The following is a 16,574-nucleotide window of genomic DNA, read 5'->3' on the forward strand; positions in this document are numbered from 1 at the left end:
GACGCGGGGACGGGTCCGGTCTGTCTCGGCCGGAGTCAGCGGAGTCTCCAGTCGAAGCGGTGCCCTTCGGTCTATAGACAGACGTGTGACAACAATACACAGACCCCAGTAGGTTTATTTCGAATAGTCGACGAACACGAACCGATGCCAGCGGTTCAGTGCCGGGAGTGTGGACGAGACGTGGCGGTCCACGAGATAGAGACCACGACGAAGACGACGCCCGACGGCTTCGACACGAGGTATCGGTGTCCCTACTGTAAGTCGGAGATGCGAGACGTGAAAACGCGAATCGTCTGACGGCGTTACTGGTCGAGGTCGAGTTCGAACTGCTCGTTTTCGGTGACCGAGTTGAGCACGACCGAGGTGTTGGACTCGCGGATGTCCGCGTCGGTGAGCAGTTTCTTGATCTGCGTGTTCATGCCGTCGGTGTCGCGGAACTTGCCGATGGCGATGATGTCGTAGTCGCCGGTGACCTCGTACACCGAAATCATCTGTTTCTCGGCGCGGAGGCGCTCGGTGATGTCGGGGAGCGCGGAGCCCTCGACTTTGAGCTGAATGACGGCGGTTACGTCGTAGCCGAGCGCGTCGTAGTTGACGCGGGGCGTGTACCCCTCGATGACGCCTTCGTCTTCGAGATCTCGCAGGTGATTCGAGACGGTCGTGACCGACACGTCGAGTTCTTCGGCGAGGCTTCGCAGGCTCGCTCGGCCGTCGCCGAGGAGTGCGTTGATGAGCTTCGCGTCGAGGTTTTCGTACGTCATTACATCTACACACCGTCCCGGGGCATTAGAATTTTACGAATATCCAATTCTGTGGCGAGGTGCGGGGAATTGCATTAAGCGGAAAGGTCTTTATAGTGCGGGTGTTCGAATCGCGTGTTCAGGAAAATGACGGAAGACAACGCACTCACCGACGGCGGCCTGAGCGACGAGGCACAGGCAGTCATCGACGAGATCGAAGAGAAGAATGTCGACTTCCTCCGACTCCAGTTCACCGACATTCTCGGAACGGTCAAAAACGTCTCCATCCCGGCCTCGCAGGCCGAAAAGGCGTTCACTGAGGGCATCTACTTCGACGGTTCCTCCATCGACGGCTTCGTGCGCATCCAGGAGTCCGACATGCGCCTCGAGCCCGACCCGTCGACGTTCGCCGTCCTCCCGTGGCGGAAGAAGGAAAACAGCGCCGCAGGTCGCCTCATCTGCGACGTGTTCAACACGTCCACCGGCGAGCCCTTCAGCGGCGACCCGCGTGGCGTCCTCAAGCGCGCCATCGCCCGCGCCGAGGAGCTCGGCTATGACGTGAACGTCGCACCCGAACCGGAGTTCTTCCTGTTCGAAGAAGACGAGAACGGCCGCGCGACGACCGTCACGAACGACGCCGGCGGCTACTTCGACCTCGCGCCGAAGGACCTCGCGTCCGACGTGCGCCGCGACATCATCTACGGCCTCGAGAGCATGGGCTTCGACATCGAAGCCTCGCACCACGAGGTCGCCGAGGGCCAGCACGAGATTAACTTCACGTACGACGACGCCCTCTCGACGGCCGACAACGTCGCCACGTTCCGGTCCGTCGTTCGCGCCATCGCGTCCGAACACGACCTCCACGCGACGTTCATGCCCAAGCCCATCCCGCGCATCAACGGCTCCGGCATGCACACCCACATCTCGCTGTTCCAGGACGGCGAGAACGCGTTCCACGACGGCGACGACGAGTTCGACCTGAGCGACACGGCCAAGAGCTTCGTCGCGGGCATCCTCGACCACGCGCCCGCCATCACGGCTGTCGCCGACCCGACGGTCAACTCCTACAAGCGCCTCGTCCCCGGCTACGAAGCGCCGGTCTACATCGCGTGGTCCGACCGTAACCGCTCGGCGCTCATCCGCAAGCCGGCCGCCCGCACGCCGGCCGCCTCGCGCATCGAGGCCCGCTTCCCCGACCCGTCCTGTAACCCGTACCTCGCGTTCGCCGCGCTCATCCACGCCGGTCTCGACGGCGTCGAGAAGGACCTCGACTGCCCCGACCCGGTCCGCGAGAACATCTACGAGTTCGACGAGGAGAAGCGCGAAGAGTACGGTATCGAGACGCTCCCGAAGGACCTCGGCGGCGCCGTCGACGCCCTCGAAGAGGACGAAGTCATCCAGGACGCCCTGGGCGACCACGTCTACGAGAAGTTCGTCGAAGCCAAGCGCTCCGAGTTCAAGGACTACCTCGTCGACGTCTCCCAGTGGGAACTCGACCGGTACCTCGAGACGTTCTAACCGTCGCGCACGCCTCACACCGATTTTTCTTTCGCGACCGCTCGCCGGAGAGCGACGGCCAGAGCGCCGCGCGGAGACCGAGCGCGAGCCGTCGTCGCCGCGGTAGCCGAGCCGCGACCGACTCGCGAAGCTCGCTGGGTTTGAGCGGTCGCGGAACCGGTGCAGTGGTGCAGTCCGAAAAGAGAAGCGCCAGCCTCGCGTCAGGCGTCGGCGTCGCCCGAGTCAGTCGGCGCGCTGGGTCGCCCCGTCGCCGAGTCCGATTCGGCCCTGTAACTTCGGCGCGACGAGGATGAACGCGACCACCGCCCCGGTGGCGAGCACCGTCACCGGGACCGGGGCGTCGACCACGTCGACGCCGACCCAGAGGCCGCCCGCGCCGAGGAACGCGACGAGCGCCACCGGCGGCGACAGCGTCGGCAGCGACTCGTGGTCGGCGAGTCGCGTCCAGCCGACGAGGCCGCCGAGCGACCCGCCGAGGGCCGCCGCGGCGTTTTCCGTGTGTCCGGGGACGCCCGTGGCGAACACCACCGCGAGCGCGAGGACGCTCAGGCCGGCCGCGATGGCGAACAGCCGCGCCGGGTCGAGGTGGCCGGCCGCGTCGGGGTCGTCCGCGGCGGCGACCGAAAAGACCGCCTTCAGAAAGACCAGGCCGAGGAGGACGCCGACGACGATGTCGACGCCGTAGTGGACGCCGAGGAAAATCCGCGAGAGCGAGACGGTGCCGACGACGGCCGCCGCGGCGACGAGTCGGCGGCGGCGGTCCCACACGTCGAGAAGCGAGACCGCGGCCCCGTAGACGACGGTCGTCCCGAGGGCGTGGCCGCTCGGGAAGCCGAAGCCGTCGTCGGTGGTAAACGACACGAGCAGGTCCGAGAGCGGCGACGGCCACGCGGGGGCATCGGCGACGGCCGCGGTCGGCGGTCGCGGCAGGGCGAAGCCGACTTTCAGCGCGGTGACGAGCGCCAGCGACCCGAGCGCGAGGCCGACGAAGGCGGCCGCGGTTCGCCGTGGACGGGCCGTGATTCGTGGGCGACAGAGCCAGTACAGCGACGTGAACGCGACGAAGAAGAACCACTGGTCGCCGAGTTGGGTGACGAGACCGAACAGGAAGACGAGCGCATCCGGCGCGTCCGCGAGCGCTAGCTCGCCGAACCCGCGAGTCTGAAGCGCGAGTGCAGACCGGAGCATCTCAGCCGCGGCGTTCGCGGACCGCGTCGACGGCGCGGCCGGGGAGGCCGAGCGCGTTCAGGCCGATGCCGAAGATGACGAACAGGACGTAGAGCCCGAGCGTCGACAGGAAGATGATGAGCATGGCGACGACCGCGATGAGGTCCGACTGGAGGTAGTAGAACGCGCCGAGCGTGAGGACGACGCCGTAGCCGAGCACGAGGTAGGGTCCCCAACCGCGAGCCTTGCCGCGGCGCATCCGACGGCGGACGTAGCGCTTCAACTCGGCTTCGAGCTTGGGCTTTTCGACCGTCCGGTCCGTCACGTCGTCCTCGAACGCGTCGAGGTCGGCGCGGAGTTCCTCGACCTGCGATTCCAGCTCCTCGATGTCGGGAGCGCCGCGCGGGGAGACGGACGCGCCGGTCTCCGCGTCGCCGGCGTCCTCCGTCCGCGGCCCATCGGTGTCACCTCGGTCGTCGCTCATATCCGTACGAGCGTCATGTCGGCCTCCCGTATGTTGTACCTGCCGGTCCACTCCGGGCGGTCCCCCCGGCGGGTCACGCGGTTCCGCGGGCAGCGCGTCGCCGCCGACCCCCGCGAGGACCGCGTTGACGACCGCGCCCGAAAGCAGGATGAGCCCCGAGAAGTAGAACCACGTCACGAGCAACAGGAGCGTCCCGAGCGCGCCCGCGACCGACGCGCCGGCCACCGACGCGTACACCCCGAACCCGATTCCGAGAACGGTCCAGCCGACGGCCGCGAAGACGGTTCCCGGAACGACCTGCCGCGGCGAGAGGTCGGCGTCGGGGAAGACGTAGTACAGCGGGAAGAACGCCGCACAGAGCGTGAGCAGCAACAGGAGCGGCGAGAGCAGTTGGAGGAACGGCACGTCGAGGAGGCCGAGCAGCGCGGTCAGCACCGCGACGCCGATGGTGCCGACGCCGATGCTGGCGAGGGCGATGGTGCCGTCTCGAAGTTGGTCGAGGAGACCGCCGGCCTCGGAGCCGTAGATGCGCGAAAACGCGATGTCGAGGCCGCGAAAGAGCTTCAGCGCGCCCCAGACCGTCAGCGCGAGGCTCACCGCTCCGACGCTACCCTGTCCGGCTCGGTCCGTGAGGGCCTCCTCGACGAGGTCCTGCCCGGTCGGGACGAGGTACCGTTCGACGAGCGTCTGGAGCTGCGCCTGCAACTCCGCGCCGCCGACCGCGGTGGCGACGACGACGCCGAGCACGAGAAGCGGAATCAGCGAGACGAGCGCGTAGTACGAGATGCTGGCCGCGAGAAACGAGATTTCCTTCTCCCGAATCGTGTCGACGACGGCCCGCGCGACGGGAACGACGGTTCGAATCTTGGCGCTCACGTATCACCAAAACGACACGGGAGACAAAGAAGCTACCCGCCGACGCGGCGGCGTGAGCCGGTTACGAGCACCCGTCGGTCAGGCTTCGGGGTCGAGCGCGGCGGTCGCCTCGCGTATCTCCGCGACCGTTGCGTCGGTCTTGAACGCGGTGCCGTGGTAGTGCGCGGGGGTGGCGTCGTAGCCGGCGTCGCGGAGCGTTTCGAGGAAGGTCTCCATCTTCGAGGCCGAGCGCCCCCAGAGCTTACAGAGGCGGTGCTGGTCGAAGTGAGTCGGCGTGTCGAGTTCGACCGCCAGCGTGTCGAGGAGTTTGCGGGCGCGTTTCGCGGTGCCGAAATCCTCTGTCACCTCGTCGCGGACGGCCTCGGCGAACGCCGGTTCGGAGACGGGGCCGAGCCAGATGGGGCCGGCTTCGAGAATGCGGGTGGAACCGCAGTTGGCGCACGCTTCGGGCGGGTGGGCGATGAGCGAGTGCTCGGCCTCGCGGTGGAGGCAGTCCTCGCAGTGGTAGACGAAGCCGGTCGATTCGAGGAGTTCGTCGGCCTTCGTCGCCCGCTCGTCGAGTTCGAGGTACGCCCGCGCGTAGTGGCGCGTCGCGTGCGAGAGAACCGGGACGGCGGCCTTGTCGTAGCGGGCGGCGGTGCGGACCATCGCGCCGAGGAGCGTCCGAAGGCCCATCTCGGGGTGGTAGTCGGTGTTCTGCGGGAGACAGCCGTACTTCCGGATGCCGCTTTTCTGGTGTGCGCCGCACAGCGGGGCGGTGTCCGTAGCGGTGACGCAGACGAGGTCGCGAGTGTTGGCGAAGGCGGGGTCGGCGAAGGGCATCGGCGTGCCGAAGGGGTCGAGGTCGACCACGTCGAAAACGGAGTCGTACATGAGGGCGTTGGCGTTTCGGTGGACCGCCTCGCCGCCGTTGCCGGCGCGGTCGAGGTTCGACTGGGCGAGTTCGACGGCGTCGGTGTCGAGGTCGGCGCAGGTCACGTCGTAACCCTCGGCGGCGGCGCGGACGCCCCGGATTCCCGAGGCGGCCATCGCGTCGAGGTAGCTCTCGGCGCGGGGTTCGCGCTCGCGGAAGGCGCGGAGGACGGCCGCGGTGATGTCCCGGTTCAACTCCTGTGTGGGGTTGTAGAAGACATCGTCGCCGGTTCCCGCTGACGCCCCGTCGCGGGCGTCGGGAACCTCGATTTCGACGCCTCCCTCGCTCACGTGCATACCCGCAGTCGCCCGCGCGGGCGGAAACCGGTTGCGATGCGATTGTGCGCCGCGGCTGTGGCGGGCGTCCTCCCCCGCGGCATCGAATGCGTTTTCACCGCCACCGACGAAATCGGGGGCGTGGATTCGGCCGACGACTGGCGAGCGGCCCTCGAAGCGGCCGGGCGGCTCTCGCCGCAGATCGTGCAGGCCATCGTCGACGCCCACGGCGACCGGGGCGTCACGGCCATCGAGGCCGTCTCCGAGCGACGGGTGAAGCGCTACCGCGACTTCGACGTGGTCGTCGGCTACGACGACGAGTACGTGGTCGAAGACCGCGGCTGTACCTGCAAGGACTCCCAGTACAACCTCGACCCCGACGAGGGCGAGCGCTGCTGGCACGTCCTCGCGGTCGACGTGGCCGAGGCGCTCGGCGAACTCGACCACCACGACATGTGGTACTCCGACGTGCGGGAATTTCTGTAATCACACTTCTCGGCCGCGCGCCCGTCCGACCCGTCGCCGCGCCGCGGGAACGACCACAATCCTTTCCGAACCCCGCCGCGAACCTCGGGCCAACGGATGGCTGATTTCGACCTCTCTATCGACGAAAAGCGGGTGTACGCGGACAAGTCCGACAAGCAGACGGTGTACGTCGCCGCGGGCGTCGGGGTCGTGACCGTCGACGTGTCCGACGACCTCGTCGGCGGCTTCCGCGTCGACCGCCGGTGCGCCGCGCGGGACGCCGCCGGGTCGCCCGGGGAAGTCGCCGTCGCCACCGACGAGGACGTACTGCTCGTCCGGGGCGACGACTACCACGAACTCGGCTTCGGGCCCGCGACGGCCGTCGGCTTCCACCGGAATCGCGTCGTCGCCGCCGCCGACTCGGGTCGTGTCGCCCGCTTCGACGAGTCCGGGTGGACCGACCTCGGCGAAGTCGAATCGGTCCGCGCCCTCGACGGGAGCCTCGTCGCGGCCGAAGACGGCGTCTACCGCATCGGCGACGACGGTCTCTCGCACGTCGGCTTGGACGGCGTGAACGACGTGTCCGACCCCGCGGGCCGTCTCGGCGGCGACTCGGGAACCCCGCTCGCCGCGACCGACTCGGGGCTGTACGCGCTCGGCAACGGCTGGATGGACGCACTCGACGGGGCGTTTTCGGCGGTCGCGTCGATGCCGGACGGCCGCGCCCACGCGGTCGGACCGGACGGCGTCGTCGCGCGAGACGACGAGTCGGACGAGTGGAACGCCGCCCCGATTCCGCTGGACGAGACGGTCGTCGCGCTCGCCCACGACGCCCGCGCCGCCTACGCCGTCACCGACGCGGGGGGCTTCTGCGTTCGGCTGACCGGGGGCGACTGGCGGACGCAAGTGCTCGGATTGGACACCGTCGGCGTCGCGGTTCGCTGACACGCGACGCGGCTGTACGCAACGAAAAGCGGTTTTACCCCCCACGAGAGACGAACGGGTATGCTCGTACCCGGCGCATCCTCCCAGGCACTCGCGGCCGCGCTCGCCGCCGAACTCGGCGAGTCGCTCGCGGCCGTCGAGTACGACCGCTTCCCCGACGGCGAGACGCTGGCCGCCGTTCCCGACTTCGACGCCGACGCCGCCACCATCGTCGCCAGCACCGCCAGCAACGACGCCTACGTCGAACTCCTCCAACTGCAGGACGCGGTCCGCGAGGCCGGCGCGTCCGAGGTCACGACGGTCATCCCGTACATGGGCTACGCCCGACAGGACAAGGCGTTCGAGGCCGGCCACCCGATTTCGGCCCGCGCGGTCGCCCGCGCCGTCAGCACGACGACCGACCGCGTCGTGCTCGTCAACCCCCACGAGGACGCCGTCTCGGAGTTCTTCGACGTGCCCGTCGACATCGTCGACGCCGCCGGGCGACTCGCCGAACCGCTCCCCGCGCTCGACGACCCGCTGTTTCTGTCGCCCGATTCGGGGGCCATCGGCATCGCCGAGACCGTCCGCGACGCCTACGGCGAGGGCGAGACCGACTACTTCGAGAAGGTGCGCCACTCCGGGACCGACGTCGAAATCACGCCGAGCGACGCCGACTTCGAGGGCCGCGACGTGGTCATCACCGACGACATCATCGCCACCGGGTCGACCATGAGCGAGGCCGTCGCCGTCCTCGCAGACGGCGGCGCGAAGCGCGTCTTCTGTGCGACCGTCCACCCGCTTCTCGCCCGCAACGCCCGCACGAAACTCGCGCGCGCCGGTATCGAGCGCGTCGTCGGCACCGACACCATCGAGCGCGACGTGAGCGAGGTGTCCGTGGCCCCCGTTCTCGCCGACGAGCTCGAACGGTAACATATCACACAGTCTCTCGAAACGGTTTTCCCAGTCCCCGTATCTCGGAGTAACATGGGACGCTACGGAGACATCGACTACCCGCGGATGACCAAGACCGGCCTCGGACTGGGGCTCGCGCTGTTCCTGTTCGGCGCTGTCGGCGCGAAAGTCGCGCTCGCGATGAACGGCGGCGCACTTCCGGGCTGGGAGCGCACGCTGTTTTTCGACGCCGAGTGGCTCGGCATCGCGCTGGTCCTGTTCTCGCCGATTATCTTCGGCATCGTGCTCCCCCTGACGGAGTAGATGGCCGACGCCGACCCGCGGTTCCCCGACGACGACGAGACGCTCGTCCTCGAACCCGACTGCAACCGCTGTCCGGCGCTCGTCGAGTGCCGCAACCGCATCTCGTGGGGCGTCGGCCCCGACGACGCGACCGTGATGGTCGTCGGCGAAGCGCCGGGTGCGGGCAACCCCGACGCCGATCGCTGGCGGGGCGGCAACTGGACCGGGATGTCCTACACGGCCCGGCACTCGGGCCGCCGCATCCGCGAGACGATGGCCGCCGTCGGCTACGAGTCGGGCGTCTTCTACACGAACGCGGTCAAGTGCTTCCCCTCGGACGGCGAGGGGTCGAACCGCGCGCCCACGGCCGCCGAAAAGGAACACTGCCGCGACCACCTCGTTTCCGAACTCGAAGCCGTCGACCCCGACGTGGTGGTTCCGACCGGCCGCCACGCGACCGAAACCGTCCTCGCGCTCGACGACACCTCGCTGGACGGCTTTCTCGATACTGTCCTCGAACCCGTCGAGAGCGAGCGGTTCGGCTACACCGTACTCCCGCTTTTGCACCCCTCGTACCGCGACGTGTGGCTCTCCCGACTCGGCTACGAGTTAGACGAGTATCTGGCCGACTTGGAATCGCGTCTCCCCTGAGGCCACCACGTTGCCGACGCGGACCGCGACGACCGCCGACTGCACCGACCGTGCCGCTCGATACCCCGCATATTCATGGCTGGGGGTTGACATTATTCGGTCACACCGATGCTCGGCGACCTCATCGCGGACCTGATTATCGACGTCGTTCTCCACCCGTTCGTGAAAGCGATGGACCCGTTCGTCGCCGGCGTGAAGAAGCGACTGGCGCGGATTCGGGCGCGGTTCGGCGGTGACGATGTCGGCGCGGCCGCCGACAGCGGGAACGCCGGAGTCGGCCGCGGATACGACGCCGACGACCGCGAACGGTCCACCGAGCGGAACTGACGCGTCCCCGGCCCCGAACCGGTGCGAACTTTCTTTTTCCCGCCAATCGACGTGCCACGTATGTCCGACTGCATCTTCTGCGCCATCGTCGACGGCGACATCCCCGGCCGAATCGTCCACGAGACGGAGCACACGCTTGCGTTCCTCGACGCCAACCCGCTCGCGCCCGGCCACACGCTCGTCGTCCCGAAGGAGCATCACGCCCGCCTCGACGAGGTGCCGGCCGACGCGGCCGCCGACCTCTTCGCCGCCGTGAACGACCTCATCCCGCGCGTCGAGGCGGCGGTCGACGCCGACGCGACGAACGTCGGCATCAACAACGGCCCCGCCGCCGGCCAGGAAGTCGACCACGTCCACGTCCACATCGTCCCCCGGTTCGAAGGCGACGGCGGCAGCCCCATCCACGCCGTCGCAGGTGAGCGACCCGACCTCTCCGACGAGGAACTCGCCGACATCGAGGCGGCCATCTCGGGCTGACGGAGCCGACCTCTCCTGCCGGCGCCGCGCTCACCAGCAAATCGTGTCGATATAAAAACACATACGGCCGCCGCGAGTACCGGCTGTCGTGACAGTCCTCCAATCGTTTCGAACGGCCCTCCGAATCGTCACCGAGACGCCGGTGCTCGTCGCGTTCGCCCTCGCGTTCGGGCTCATCGGCGCATTGAACAGCGCCTCCGGTCCGACCGGTGCCGTTGGCTCGCTCCTCCAACTCCTCGCTGTGCCGGCGCTCATCGGCGCGTTCTACACTGTCGCCGACGGCGCGCGACCCGGTTCTGACACCGACCTGCGCGCGACTACCGCGGCACAGCGCTACTACGTCAGCCTGTTCGGCGCGACGCTCCTCGCCGGCCTCGTCGTGGTCGTCGTCGCAATGGTCGTCGGCGGCAGCGTCCTCGGCTACATCGGGTTCGACCGATTCAACGCGGTGCTGAACGGCTCCGCGAGCCTCACGCTCGTCGAACTCGGGGCGCTCGGCGTGGCCGGCGTCGCCCTGATGGCCATCGTCTACGTCTTCACCTTCTTCGACACCGCCGTCGTCCTCGACGGGAAGACCGCGGGCGGGTCGCTCAGCCGCAGCGTCGACTTCGTCTTCGGCAACCTCCGGCACGTCGTCGGCTACGCGGTCGTGGCGACCGTCGCAACCTCGGTCGTCGACCTGCCGGTCCTCTGGCTCGTCACCCTCGACGGGGCGACCACCGTCGCCGGCGCGGTGACGGCGTTCCAAGCGCCGATGCCGGCGGTCGATATCGCCGTCGTGGCCGTCGGCTCGACGGTCACCACGCTCGTCGGGCGAACTTACAAGGTCTGTTTCTACCGGGCCTGCACGGACGAGACGCCGGGTTCAGACCCCGAAGCGGCCGACGACGAGTGGTCGGTCTAGCCCCACCGCCGGCCGTCGAAATCACCTCTGCGAGCTGAATAGTGTCGTCCGGCGACACCAATACCGGCCGACCGAAGCTATTAATTCGAGAACCCGACCAGTCGCGGTATGCCGATTCCCCCCAGAACCACCGCGCTCGTCGGCGTCGCCGGCGGCGCGGGGACGACCCGACTGACGCTCGAACTCGCCGCGGCGCTCGCGACCGACGGTCGCGACGTGGCGGTCCTCGACGCGGCGTTTGCCACGCAGGGGCTCTCGGACTACGTCTCGGGAGCGCTCGACCCCGACGCGACGTCGCTCGTCACCGACGCGGCGGACGTGCCGCTGGAGTCGGGGCTGGTAGACTTCGAGACCGACGCCGAGGGACGCGTCGCCGTCTGCCCCGCCGCGGCCCCGTTCGAGCGACTCGCGCGGGCGATGACCCCCGACGCCGCGCGGGCGTTCGAGGGTCGCATCGCCGAGGCCGCAGACAGCTTCGACCACGTGCTCGTCGACGCGCCGCTCCTCGCGTCGAATCAGACCGTCGCCGCCGCCGCGGCCTGCGACCGCGTCGCGCTCGTCGCGCCCGCCACGGACCGCGGTGCCGACGCCGTCGGTCGTCTCAGCGCCCGGGCCGCCGACATCGGGGCTGATATCGACGCGGTCGTCTCCACGTTCGGCGCGCTCGGCGACGCGGACGTGGTCGTTCCCGAGACCGAGGCGAACGACATCGCCGACGCGCCGGCGTGCCGCGACGACGCCGACCTCGCGGCGGGCGTCGCCGCGGTCGCGGAGGTCCTTCTCGACGTGGAACTCGATTCGGTGACGGCCGCCGGCGGCGTGCTCACCTCGGTCGGCGAGTACGTCCGTCGCTGAATCGCGCGACGCGCCGAGCGAGTTTCGAGAGAGCAGACGGACGGCTGGTGAGCGCCGCCGCTCGCGAGCGTGAAAACGGGAGGTGGGGAGGCGTGTCCCGCGTCAGAACTGCATGTCGGTGACCGAGCTCATGGTCTCGGCCAGCGAGTCGCGCTTCGCGACGGCCGCGTCGGTGCGGTCGGTCAGCGCGCCCTCGACGGCTTCGACGAGGGGGTCGATGGGGTCGTGCGTCTCGACGTACGTCGCGAGTGCGAACTCCGACGGCTCGGCGCCGGTGAGCGCGAGCGCGTCGGCGCGCGAGATTCGTCCGTCGATCCAATCGCGGACGATGCGTCGCGCCTCGGGTGCGAGGGGAGTCACGCCCGCTTCGCCGCAACGGTGCAAGACTTTCGCCGCCGTGACCGGAGCGACGCCTGCGTCGCTCGCGCTCTCGCCGACTGACGTGCCCGACCCGTGTGCTTCGACAACCCGCTCCGCGGCCGCAGGCGCACAGGGGAGCGCGTCTGCGTGCGCCTCGAAGCGCTCGCGGAGGGAAACACCGGTGTCGTCGACAGTCGGAACGCAGCGCGAGCGCTGTTCAGTCGTCGTCGTCTCTAACGCGGCGGCGATATCCGACAGTCCCATCGCTCGGTGGTCCGCACCTATCGACTAAAAGCGTTCCTAATCAGTATCAAAATTGAGTCTGTAACCCACCGATTACCGGTAGGCTCTGACGGCAGTAATCGGGGTTCTACCCCCGTTTCAACCCGTGTTTAAATACCCGTTCGAGACCGATTTTCAATTGTGATGATCGAAGCACGTTCCCCCCAGGGTTGCCCCGAATGCGACGGACACCTCGGTTTCGAAGCCGGCGAGACGGTCTGTACCGACTGCGGTCTCGTCGTCTCGGAGTACCGCATCGACCACGGCCCCGAGTGGCGCTCGTTCGCCGACGACGACCGGAACCCCGCCCGCACCGGCGCGCCGCTCACCCGCTCGCGCCACGACCGCGGCCTGTCGACCGAAATCGGCCGCTCGACGCGTATCAAGGGTCGCAAGCGCCGGCAGTTCGCCCGCATGCGCCGCCAGCACAACCGCGCTCGCATCTCGACCAAGCGCGAGCGCAATCAGGTGTACGCCTTCACCGAGATTCGCCGCGTGACGAGCGCGCTGTCGCTGCCGAACCACATCCGCGACCAGGCGTGTTCGCTGTTCGAGTCCGCCCAGAACGAGGACCTCCTGCGCGGGCGCTCGCTCGAAGGGTTCGCCGCGGCCTGCGTCTACGCCGCCTGCCGCGTCGCCGGCGTCTCCCGGAGCGTCGAGGAAGTCTGCGACGTGTCGAAGGCCACCGAGGCGGAACACCAAGCGGCCTACGGCGCGCTCAACCGCGACCTCGGTCTCCCCGTCGCGCCCGCCGACCCGACCGAGTACCTGCCGCGGTTCGCGACCAAGCTCGACCTCGACAGCGACACCGAGCGCCGGGCGCGCGAGTACGTCGCCGAAGCCCGCGAGGAGGGCGTCGTTGGCGGCAAGAACCCCTGCGGCGTCGCCGCGGCGTGTCTCTACACCGCGGCTCGCGACCGCGGCGAGGACTGCACGCAGGCCGAGGCCGCCGACGTGGCCGACGTGACGCCCGTGACGCTCCGCAAGACGTACGTGGCGCTCCGCGAGTGAGCCGACGCCGACAGGCGACGGGACTCGCTAACTGAGACGACGGCGAGGAAGACGCGAGAATCGAACTGCGTCCGCACGAACGGACCGAAGACGAGACGACGTTTCTACCGACCGCTTACGCGAACCGCGTCCGCGAGTTCTCGAACGCGACTACTGGGAAGGCTCTTCGGCGACGACGCGACGACCGGCTCGAACCGCTCGACCGCCTCGGCCAGTCGAGAGTCCGCGGGGACCGCCGTCGCCGGCGCGCCGAGCACGTCGGCGAAGGCGTCGAGCGGCACCTCGTCGACGACGCGGTTGACCGCGACGGCGGCGAGCCCGCAGTCGAGTTCGCGCGCGAGTTCGCGGGTCCGCACCGCGTCGGCCAGCGCGTACCCCTTCGGGGACGCGACCACGAGGCAGGCGTCGGCGACGGTGAGCGGAACGCCGGCGTCGGCGCGCATCCCCGCGGGGCAGTCCACGACCACGTCGCCGTAGGCCGCTTCGACCGCGTGAAGCGCGTCGGCGAGGAGACGCACGTCGGCCGCCCGCGCGCCGGCGAGCGTCCGACCGCACGGCAGAATCGAGACCGGGCCGCCCGAGCGGACGGCTTCGAGCGGGTCCGCGCGCCCCGCGAGCACGTCGTGGAGGTCTGGGCCGGGCGCGTACGGGAGGTTCGCCATCCCGAGGTCGGCGTCGACGACGACCGCGCCCAGTTCCGCCGCGAGTTCGAACGACAGCGTCGACTTCCCGACGCCGCCCTTCCCGGAGACGACCGCGAGAATCACGCGAGCCTCCGGAGCGCGTTCACGTCGGGGTCGGCGTCGGCGGCGCGGTCCGCGAGCGCCGTCGCGCGCGCCGCGAGTCGGCGAAGACGCTCCCGGTCCGCGTCGAGCGAGTCGAGCGCGTCGATGCAGACATCGGCCTCCGAGAGCGTCGCCGCGGCGTCGGCGACCGACGCGCCGTCCAGTCGCTCGGCGAGGTCGATGCGACGCTCGAACGCCGCGAGCGACTCCAGCGACTCTAGCGGCTCCGGCGGCTCCGGCGGCTCCGGCGACTCCGGCGGCTCCGGCGACTCCGGCGGCTCCGGCGGCTCCGACCCGAGCGACTGGTCAGTCCCGCGGCCGCGTTCCTCGGAAGTCCCGACCGCCGCCGACACGTCGGCGTCCGTGGGCTGTTCGGACGGTTCGGGACGTTCGGAGCGGGTCTGTGGCTCGGGGCTCGGAAGCGGCTCGCGGCGCTCGCCATCTGACGCGTCGCTCGTCGTGCTGGGCGTCGTTTCGGGCGTCTCCGACTCCCGCGTCGTCGGCGGCAGGTCAGAAGAGACCGGGACGGCATCGGCCGGCGGCCGCGCCGAACCGAGCGTTCGAACCGCATCGTCGGGCGTCGAATCGCTGGCTCGCTCCGCCTCGTCGGCGCGACCGAGCACGTCGATGCCGACCGCGTGTTCGGGGCGGGCGTCGAGGTCGGCGGTCGCGGTGTCGCGGGTGGCCGTCGACGACGGGGAGACGGCGTAGCCGAGCGCGACCGTCGAGCCCGCGGGGACGACGCCTTCGAACCCCTCGTCGTCCCAACCGGCTTCGGGAACGCCGGCGCGACGCGGCGGGAGCACCGACCCGCCGAGTCGGTTGCGAAGCCTGACGCGCCGGTCGACCGGCGCGTCGTTGTGGACTCGGACCGAGACGAGGGCGACGCCGTCGTCCACGGTCACGTCGATATCGGAGTGCATGGCGGGGCTGGCCGCCGCTTCGTATATAAATCAACGCCCGGTGTGGCTCGCTCACCCGTCGTTCGGCCGGCATCTGACGACCGGCGCGTCGAGCCAGTTCGCCGCGGCGTCGGCGTCCGAAACCCGGCCGCCCGAGATGACGACCGGGGCGGACAGGTCGGCGAGGCGGGCGGCGGCGAGCGCGCGTGCGACGGGGTCCGATTCGAAGTCGGCCACCGACGCGGGCGACTCCGTAGTCGCCATCAGCGATGGGGCCGCCGCGAGGCTCCGGAGCGCCGCCTCGAACGCATCGCCGAGTTCGGCCGCGAAGTACGCCCGCGCCTCTCGACGGCGGTTCTCGACCGCGTCTTCGAGTTTGAGTCGCGCCTCGCGGCTGTCTCGCTCGGTTCGGGCCGCCCGTTCGAGCGCCGAAAGCCGCTGTTCGGCCGCGACGCGTTCGGTTTCGACCTCGGAGAGTTCGGTCGCGACCGCCACGAGTTCCGATTGCGCCGTCTCAGTCGCCTCGTCGTCGCCGGCGTCTCGGTGAGCGTTCACCCGACCGCGAAGGGTTGCGACGCGCTCTCTGAGTCGGGACTCGTCCTCGCCGGCGGCGGCGACGCGGCGGCGGGCCTCGCGGAGCGCGGCCGCGGACGTGTCGATGGGTTCGCGCTCGTCCGCCTCCACATCCACCCCGTCGTCGCGGCGCTCGGCGAGTTTCGCTTCGAGTCGGTCGAGCTCGTCGGCGACGGGAGAGCGAAGCCCGCGGGACCGACCGACCGCCGCGAGGAGCCAGCCGCGGGACGGTGTCGGCTTCGAGACGGGAATCCGACCGAGGCGGTCGTACCCGGAACCCGGCGGCGGACAGTCGATTCGGAGCGCGCCGGTCCCGTCGTCCCCGTCATTCCCGTCGTCCCCGTCGCCCCCATCGTCCACCCGTATGGCAGCGACGACCTCGTCGGCACCGACGTCGAACGGTCCGTCGGCGAGGTCGATAGCCGGTCCTTCGCGGACGGTCCCGTCGGGGAGTCGAAGCCTCATAGCTCGCGGCGCTGCATCTCCGCGGCCGACGGGTGGTCGGTGCCCGAGGCGAACTTGCTGTACGGCGTCGCCGGGGACTCGCGGTCCTCGTAAGCGGCCGCGGCCTCGCGGACCGCGTCCGGGACCGCCGCGAACTCGTTGAACGGTTCGGTTCGCTCGATTTGCACGGCCTCGTCGTGTTTCTCCCGAAGCCGAAGCGCGAGGAAGGCGGCCAACTCCGTCTCGTCGAAGAGCGCGGCGCGACCCAGTCGACGGACCACGACCTCGTCATGGGTCCGACAGATGTTCCGAAGCGTCGTCCGCGCCGCCTGCGAGTAAGTCACGACCAACAGCACGCACGCTCGGTCACGGAGTCGGGAGAAAAATCGTTCGACAGCGGCGCTCTCGCGTCAGTCGACTGTCACAGACAGGGGAGACTACGGC

Annotated in this window: 21 protein-coding genes; 12 read left to right on the forward strand and 9 right to left on the reverse strand. The window is 69.5% G+C overall.

Annotated elements, in window-relative coordinates; genetic code table 11:
• Positions 1-144: 144 nt before the first annotated feature.
• Positions 145-297 carry a hypothetical protein gene (locus DEQ92_RS23820; RefSeq protein WP_004045356.1) on the forward strand — a complete coding sequence of 51 codons (153 nt, stop codon included), beginning with the start codon at positions 145-147 and terminating at the stop codon, positions 295-297.
• A gap of 5 nt (positions 298-302) precedes the next feature.
• Here DEQ92_RS23820 and lrp read toward each other — a convergent pair whose 3' ends face one another.
• Positions 303-761, reverse strand: coding sequence for an HTH-type transcriptional regulator Lrp (lrp, locus tag DEQ92_RS07525; protein ID WP_004973746.1), 459 nt, complete (start codon positions 759-761; stop codon positions 303-305).
• 126 nt (positions 762-887) lie between these two features.
• Here lrp and glnA point away from each other — a divergent pair, with 126 nt between their 5' ends.
• The gene (glnA, locus tag DEQ92_RS07530) at positions 888-2,258 is read left to right on the forward strand and encodes a type I glutamate--ammonia ligase (RefSeq protein ID WP_004973748.1); all 1,371 of its coding nucleotides are present in this window, start codon (positions 888-890) and stop codon (positions 2,256-2,258) included.
• Between the two features lie 222 nt (positions 2,259-2,480).
• Here the strand turns inward: glnA and DEQ92_RS07535 are convergent, their stop codons facing one another.
• The 3 genes from DEQ92_RS07535 to DEQ92_RS07545 form a co-directional block, all read right to left on the reverse strand.
• Positions 2,481-3,446, reverse strand: coding sequence for a phosphatase PAP2 family protein (locus DEQ92_RS07535; RefSeq protein ID WP_115820619.1), 966 nt, complete (start codon positions 3,444-3,446; stop codon positions 2,481-2,483).
• A gap of 1 nt (position 3,447) precedes the next feature.
• Positions 3,448-4,785 carry a YihY/virulence factor BrkB family protein gene (locus DEQ92_RS07540; protein WP_008091339.1) on the reverse strand — a complete coding sequence of 446 codons (1,338 nt, stop codon included), beginning with the start codon at positions 4,783-4,785 and terminating at the stop codon, positions 3,448-3,450.
• 78 nt (positions 4,786-4,863) lie between these two features.
• Positions 4,864-5,994: a tRNA (guanine(26)-N(2))-dimethyltransferase gene (locus DEQ92_RS07545; RefSeq protein WP_115820620.1), complete on the reverse strand. Its 1,131-nt coding sequence runs from the start codon at positions 5,992-5,994 to the stop codon at positions 4,864-4,866.
• A 120-nt stretch (positions 5,995-6,114) separates the two neighbouring features.
• Between DEQ92_RS07545 and DEQ92_RS07550 the strand changes: the two genes are divergently transcribed.
• The 9 genes from DEQ92_RS07550 to DEQ92_RS07590 all read left to right on the forward strand — a co-directional run bounded on the left by DEQ92_RS07550 (position 6,115) and on the right by DEQ92_RS07590 (position 11,773).
• The gene (locus tag DEQ92_RS07550; protein WP_049905024.1) at positions 6,115-6,459 is read left to right on the forward strand and encodes an SWIM zinc finger family protein; all 345 of its coding nucleotides are present in this window, start codon (positions 6,115-6,117) and stop codon (positions 6,457-6,459) included.
• 96 nt (positions 6,460-6,555) lie between these two features.
• A complete protein-coding gene (locus tag DEQ92_RS07555; RefSeq protein WP_049967972.1) occupies positions 6,556-7,383 on the forward strand; it encodes a hypothetical protein in 828 nt (275 codons plus the stop codon).
• A gap of 60 nt (positions 7,384-7,443) precedes the next feature.
• Positions 7,444-8,295, forward strand: coding sequence for a ribose-phosphate diphosphokinase (locus DEQ92_RS07560; RefSeq protein ID WP_115820621.1), 852 nt, complete (start codon positions 7,444-7,446; stop codon positions 8,293-8,295).
• 54 nt (positions 8,296-8,349) lie between these two features.
• Positions 8,350-8,580 carry a hypothetical protein gene (locus tag DEQ92_RS07565; protein ID WP_004973761.1) on the forward strand — a complete coding sequence of 77 codons (231 nt, stop codon included), beginning with the start codon at positions 8,350-8,352 and terminating at the stop codon, positions 8,578-8,580.
• The gene (locus DEQ92_RS07570; RefSeq protein ID WP_115820622.1) at positions 8,581-9,210 is read left to right on the forward strand and encodes a uracil-DNA glycosylase family protein; all 630 of its coding nucleotides are present in this window, start codon (positions 8,581-8,583) and stop codon (positions 9,208-9,210) included.
• Between the two features lie 108 nt (positions 9,211-9,318).
• Entirely contained in the window at positions 9,319-9,537 is a 219-nt protein-coding gene (locus DEQ92_RS07575; protein ID WP_115820623.1) for a hypothetical protein, read from the forward strand.
• A 60-nt stretch (positions 9,538-9,597) separates the two neighbouring features.
• Entirely contained in the window at positions 9,598-10,014 is a 417-nt protein-coding gene (locus DEQ92_RS07580; protein ID WP_115820624.1) for an HIT family protein, read from the forward strand.
• 88 nt (positions 10,015-10,102) lie between these two features.
• The gene (locus tag DEQ92_RS07585; RefSeq protein WP_115820625.1) at positions 10,103-10,918 is read left to right on the forward strand and encodes a hypothetical protein; all 816 of its coding nucleotides are present in this window, start codon (positions 10,103-10,105) and stop codon (positions 10,916-10,918) included.
• A gap of 108 nt (positions 10,919-11,026) precedes the next feature.
• Positions 11,027-11,773: a cell division inhibitor gene (locus DEQ92_RS07590; RefSeq protein ID WP_050458487.1), complete on the forward strand. Its 747-nt coding sequence runs from the start codon at positions 11,027-11,029 to the stop codon at positions 11,771-11,773.
• Between the two features lie 102 nt (positions 11,774-11,875).
• Here DEQ92_RS07590 and DEQ92_RS07595 read toward each other — a convergent pair whose 3' ends face one another.
• Positions 11,876-12,397 carry a hypothetical protein gene (locus tag DEQ92_RS07595; RefSeq protein ID WP_004973771.1) on the reverse strand — a complete coding sequence of 174 codons (522 nt, stop codon included), beginning with the start codon at positions 12,395-12,397 and terminating at the stop codon, positions 11,876-11,878.
• A gap of 162 nt (positions 12,398-12,559) precedes the next feature.
• Between DEQ92_RS07595 and DEQ92_RS07600 the strand changes: the two genes are divergently transcribed.
• A complete protein-coding gene (locus DEQ92_RS07600; RefSeq protein WP_115820626.1) occupies positions 12,560-13,426 on the forward strand; it encodes a transcription initiation factor IIB family protein in 867 nt (288 codons plus the stop codon).
• A gap of 104 nt (positions 13,427-13,530) precedes the next feature.
• Here DEQ92_RS07600 and DEQ92_RS07605 read toward each other — a convergent pair whose 3' ends face one another.
• Genes DEQ92_RS07605 through DEQ92_RS07620 form a run of 4 tightly spaced genes read right to left on the reverse strand, consistent with a single transcriptional unit; the run spans position 13,531 to position 16,486 of the window.
• A complete protein-coding gene (locus DEQ92_RS07605) occupies positions 13,531-14,193 on the reverse strand; it encodes a P-loop NTPase (protein WP_004973776.1) in 663 nt (220 codons plus the stop codon).
• Complete coding sequence (locus tag DEQ92_RS07610; RefSeq protein WP_115820627.1) at positions 14,190-15,134, reverse strand: hypothetical protein; 945 nt, start codon at positions 15,132-15,134, stop codon at positions 14,190-14,192. Before DEQ92_RS07610 ends, DEQ92_RS07605 begins: the two co-directional genes overlap by 4 nt.
• A 51-nt stretch (positions 15,135-15,185) precedes the next feature.
• Complete coding sequence (locus tag DEQ92_RS07615; protein WP_115804417.1) at positions 15,186-16,151, reverse strand: hypothetical protein; 966 nt, start codon at positions 16,149-16,151, stop codon at positions 15,186-15,188.
• On the reverse strand, positions 16,148-16,486 hold the full coding sequence (locus DEQ92_RS07620; RefSeq protein WP_004973784.1) for a hypothetical protein: 339 nt from the start codon (positions 16,484-16,486) through the stop codon (positions 16,148-16,150). The genes DEQ92_RS07615 and DEQ92_RS07620 overlap by 4 nt, the downstream gene beginning before the upstream one ends.
• Positions 16,487-16,574 lie beyond the last annotated feature (88 nt).

This window comes from Haloferax sp. Atlit-6N (assembly GCF_003383195.1).
Taxonomy (GTDB): domain Archaea; phylum Halobacteriota; class Halobacteria; order Halobacteriales; family Haloferacaceae; genus Haloferax; species Haloferax gibbonsii.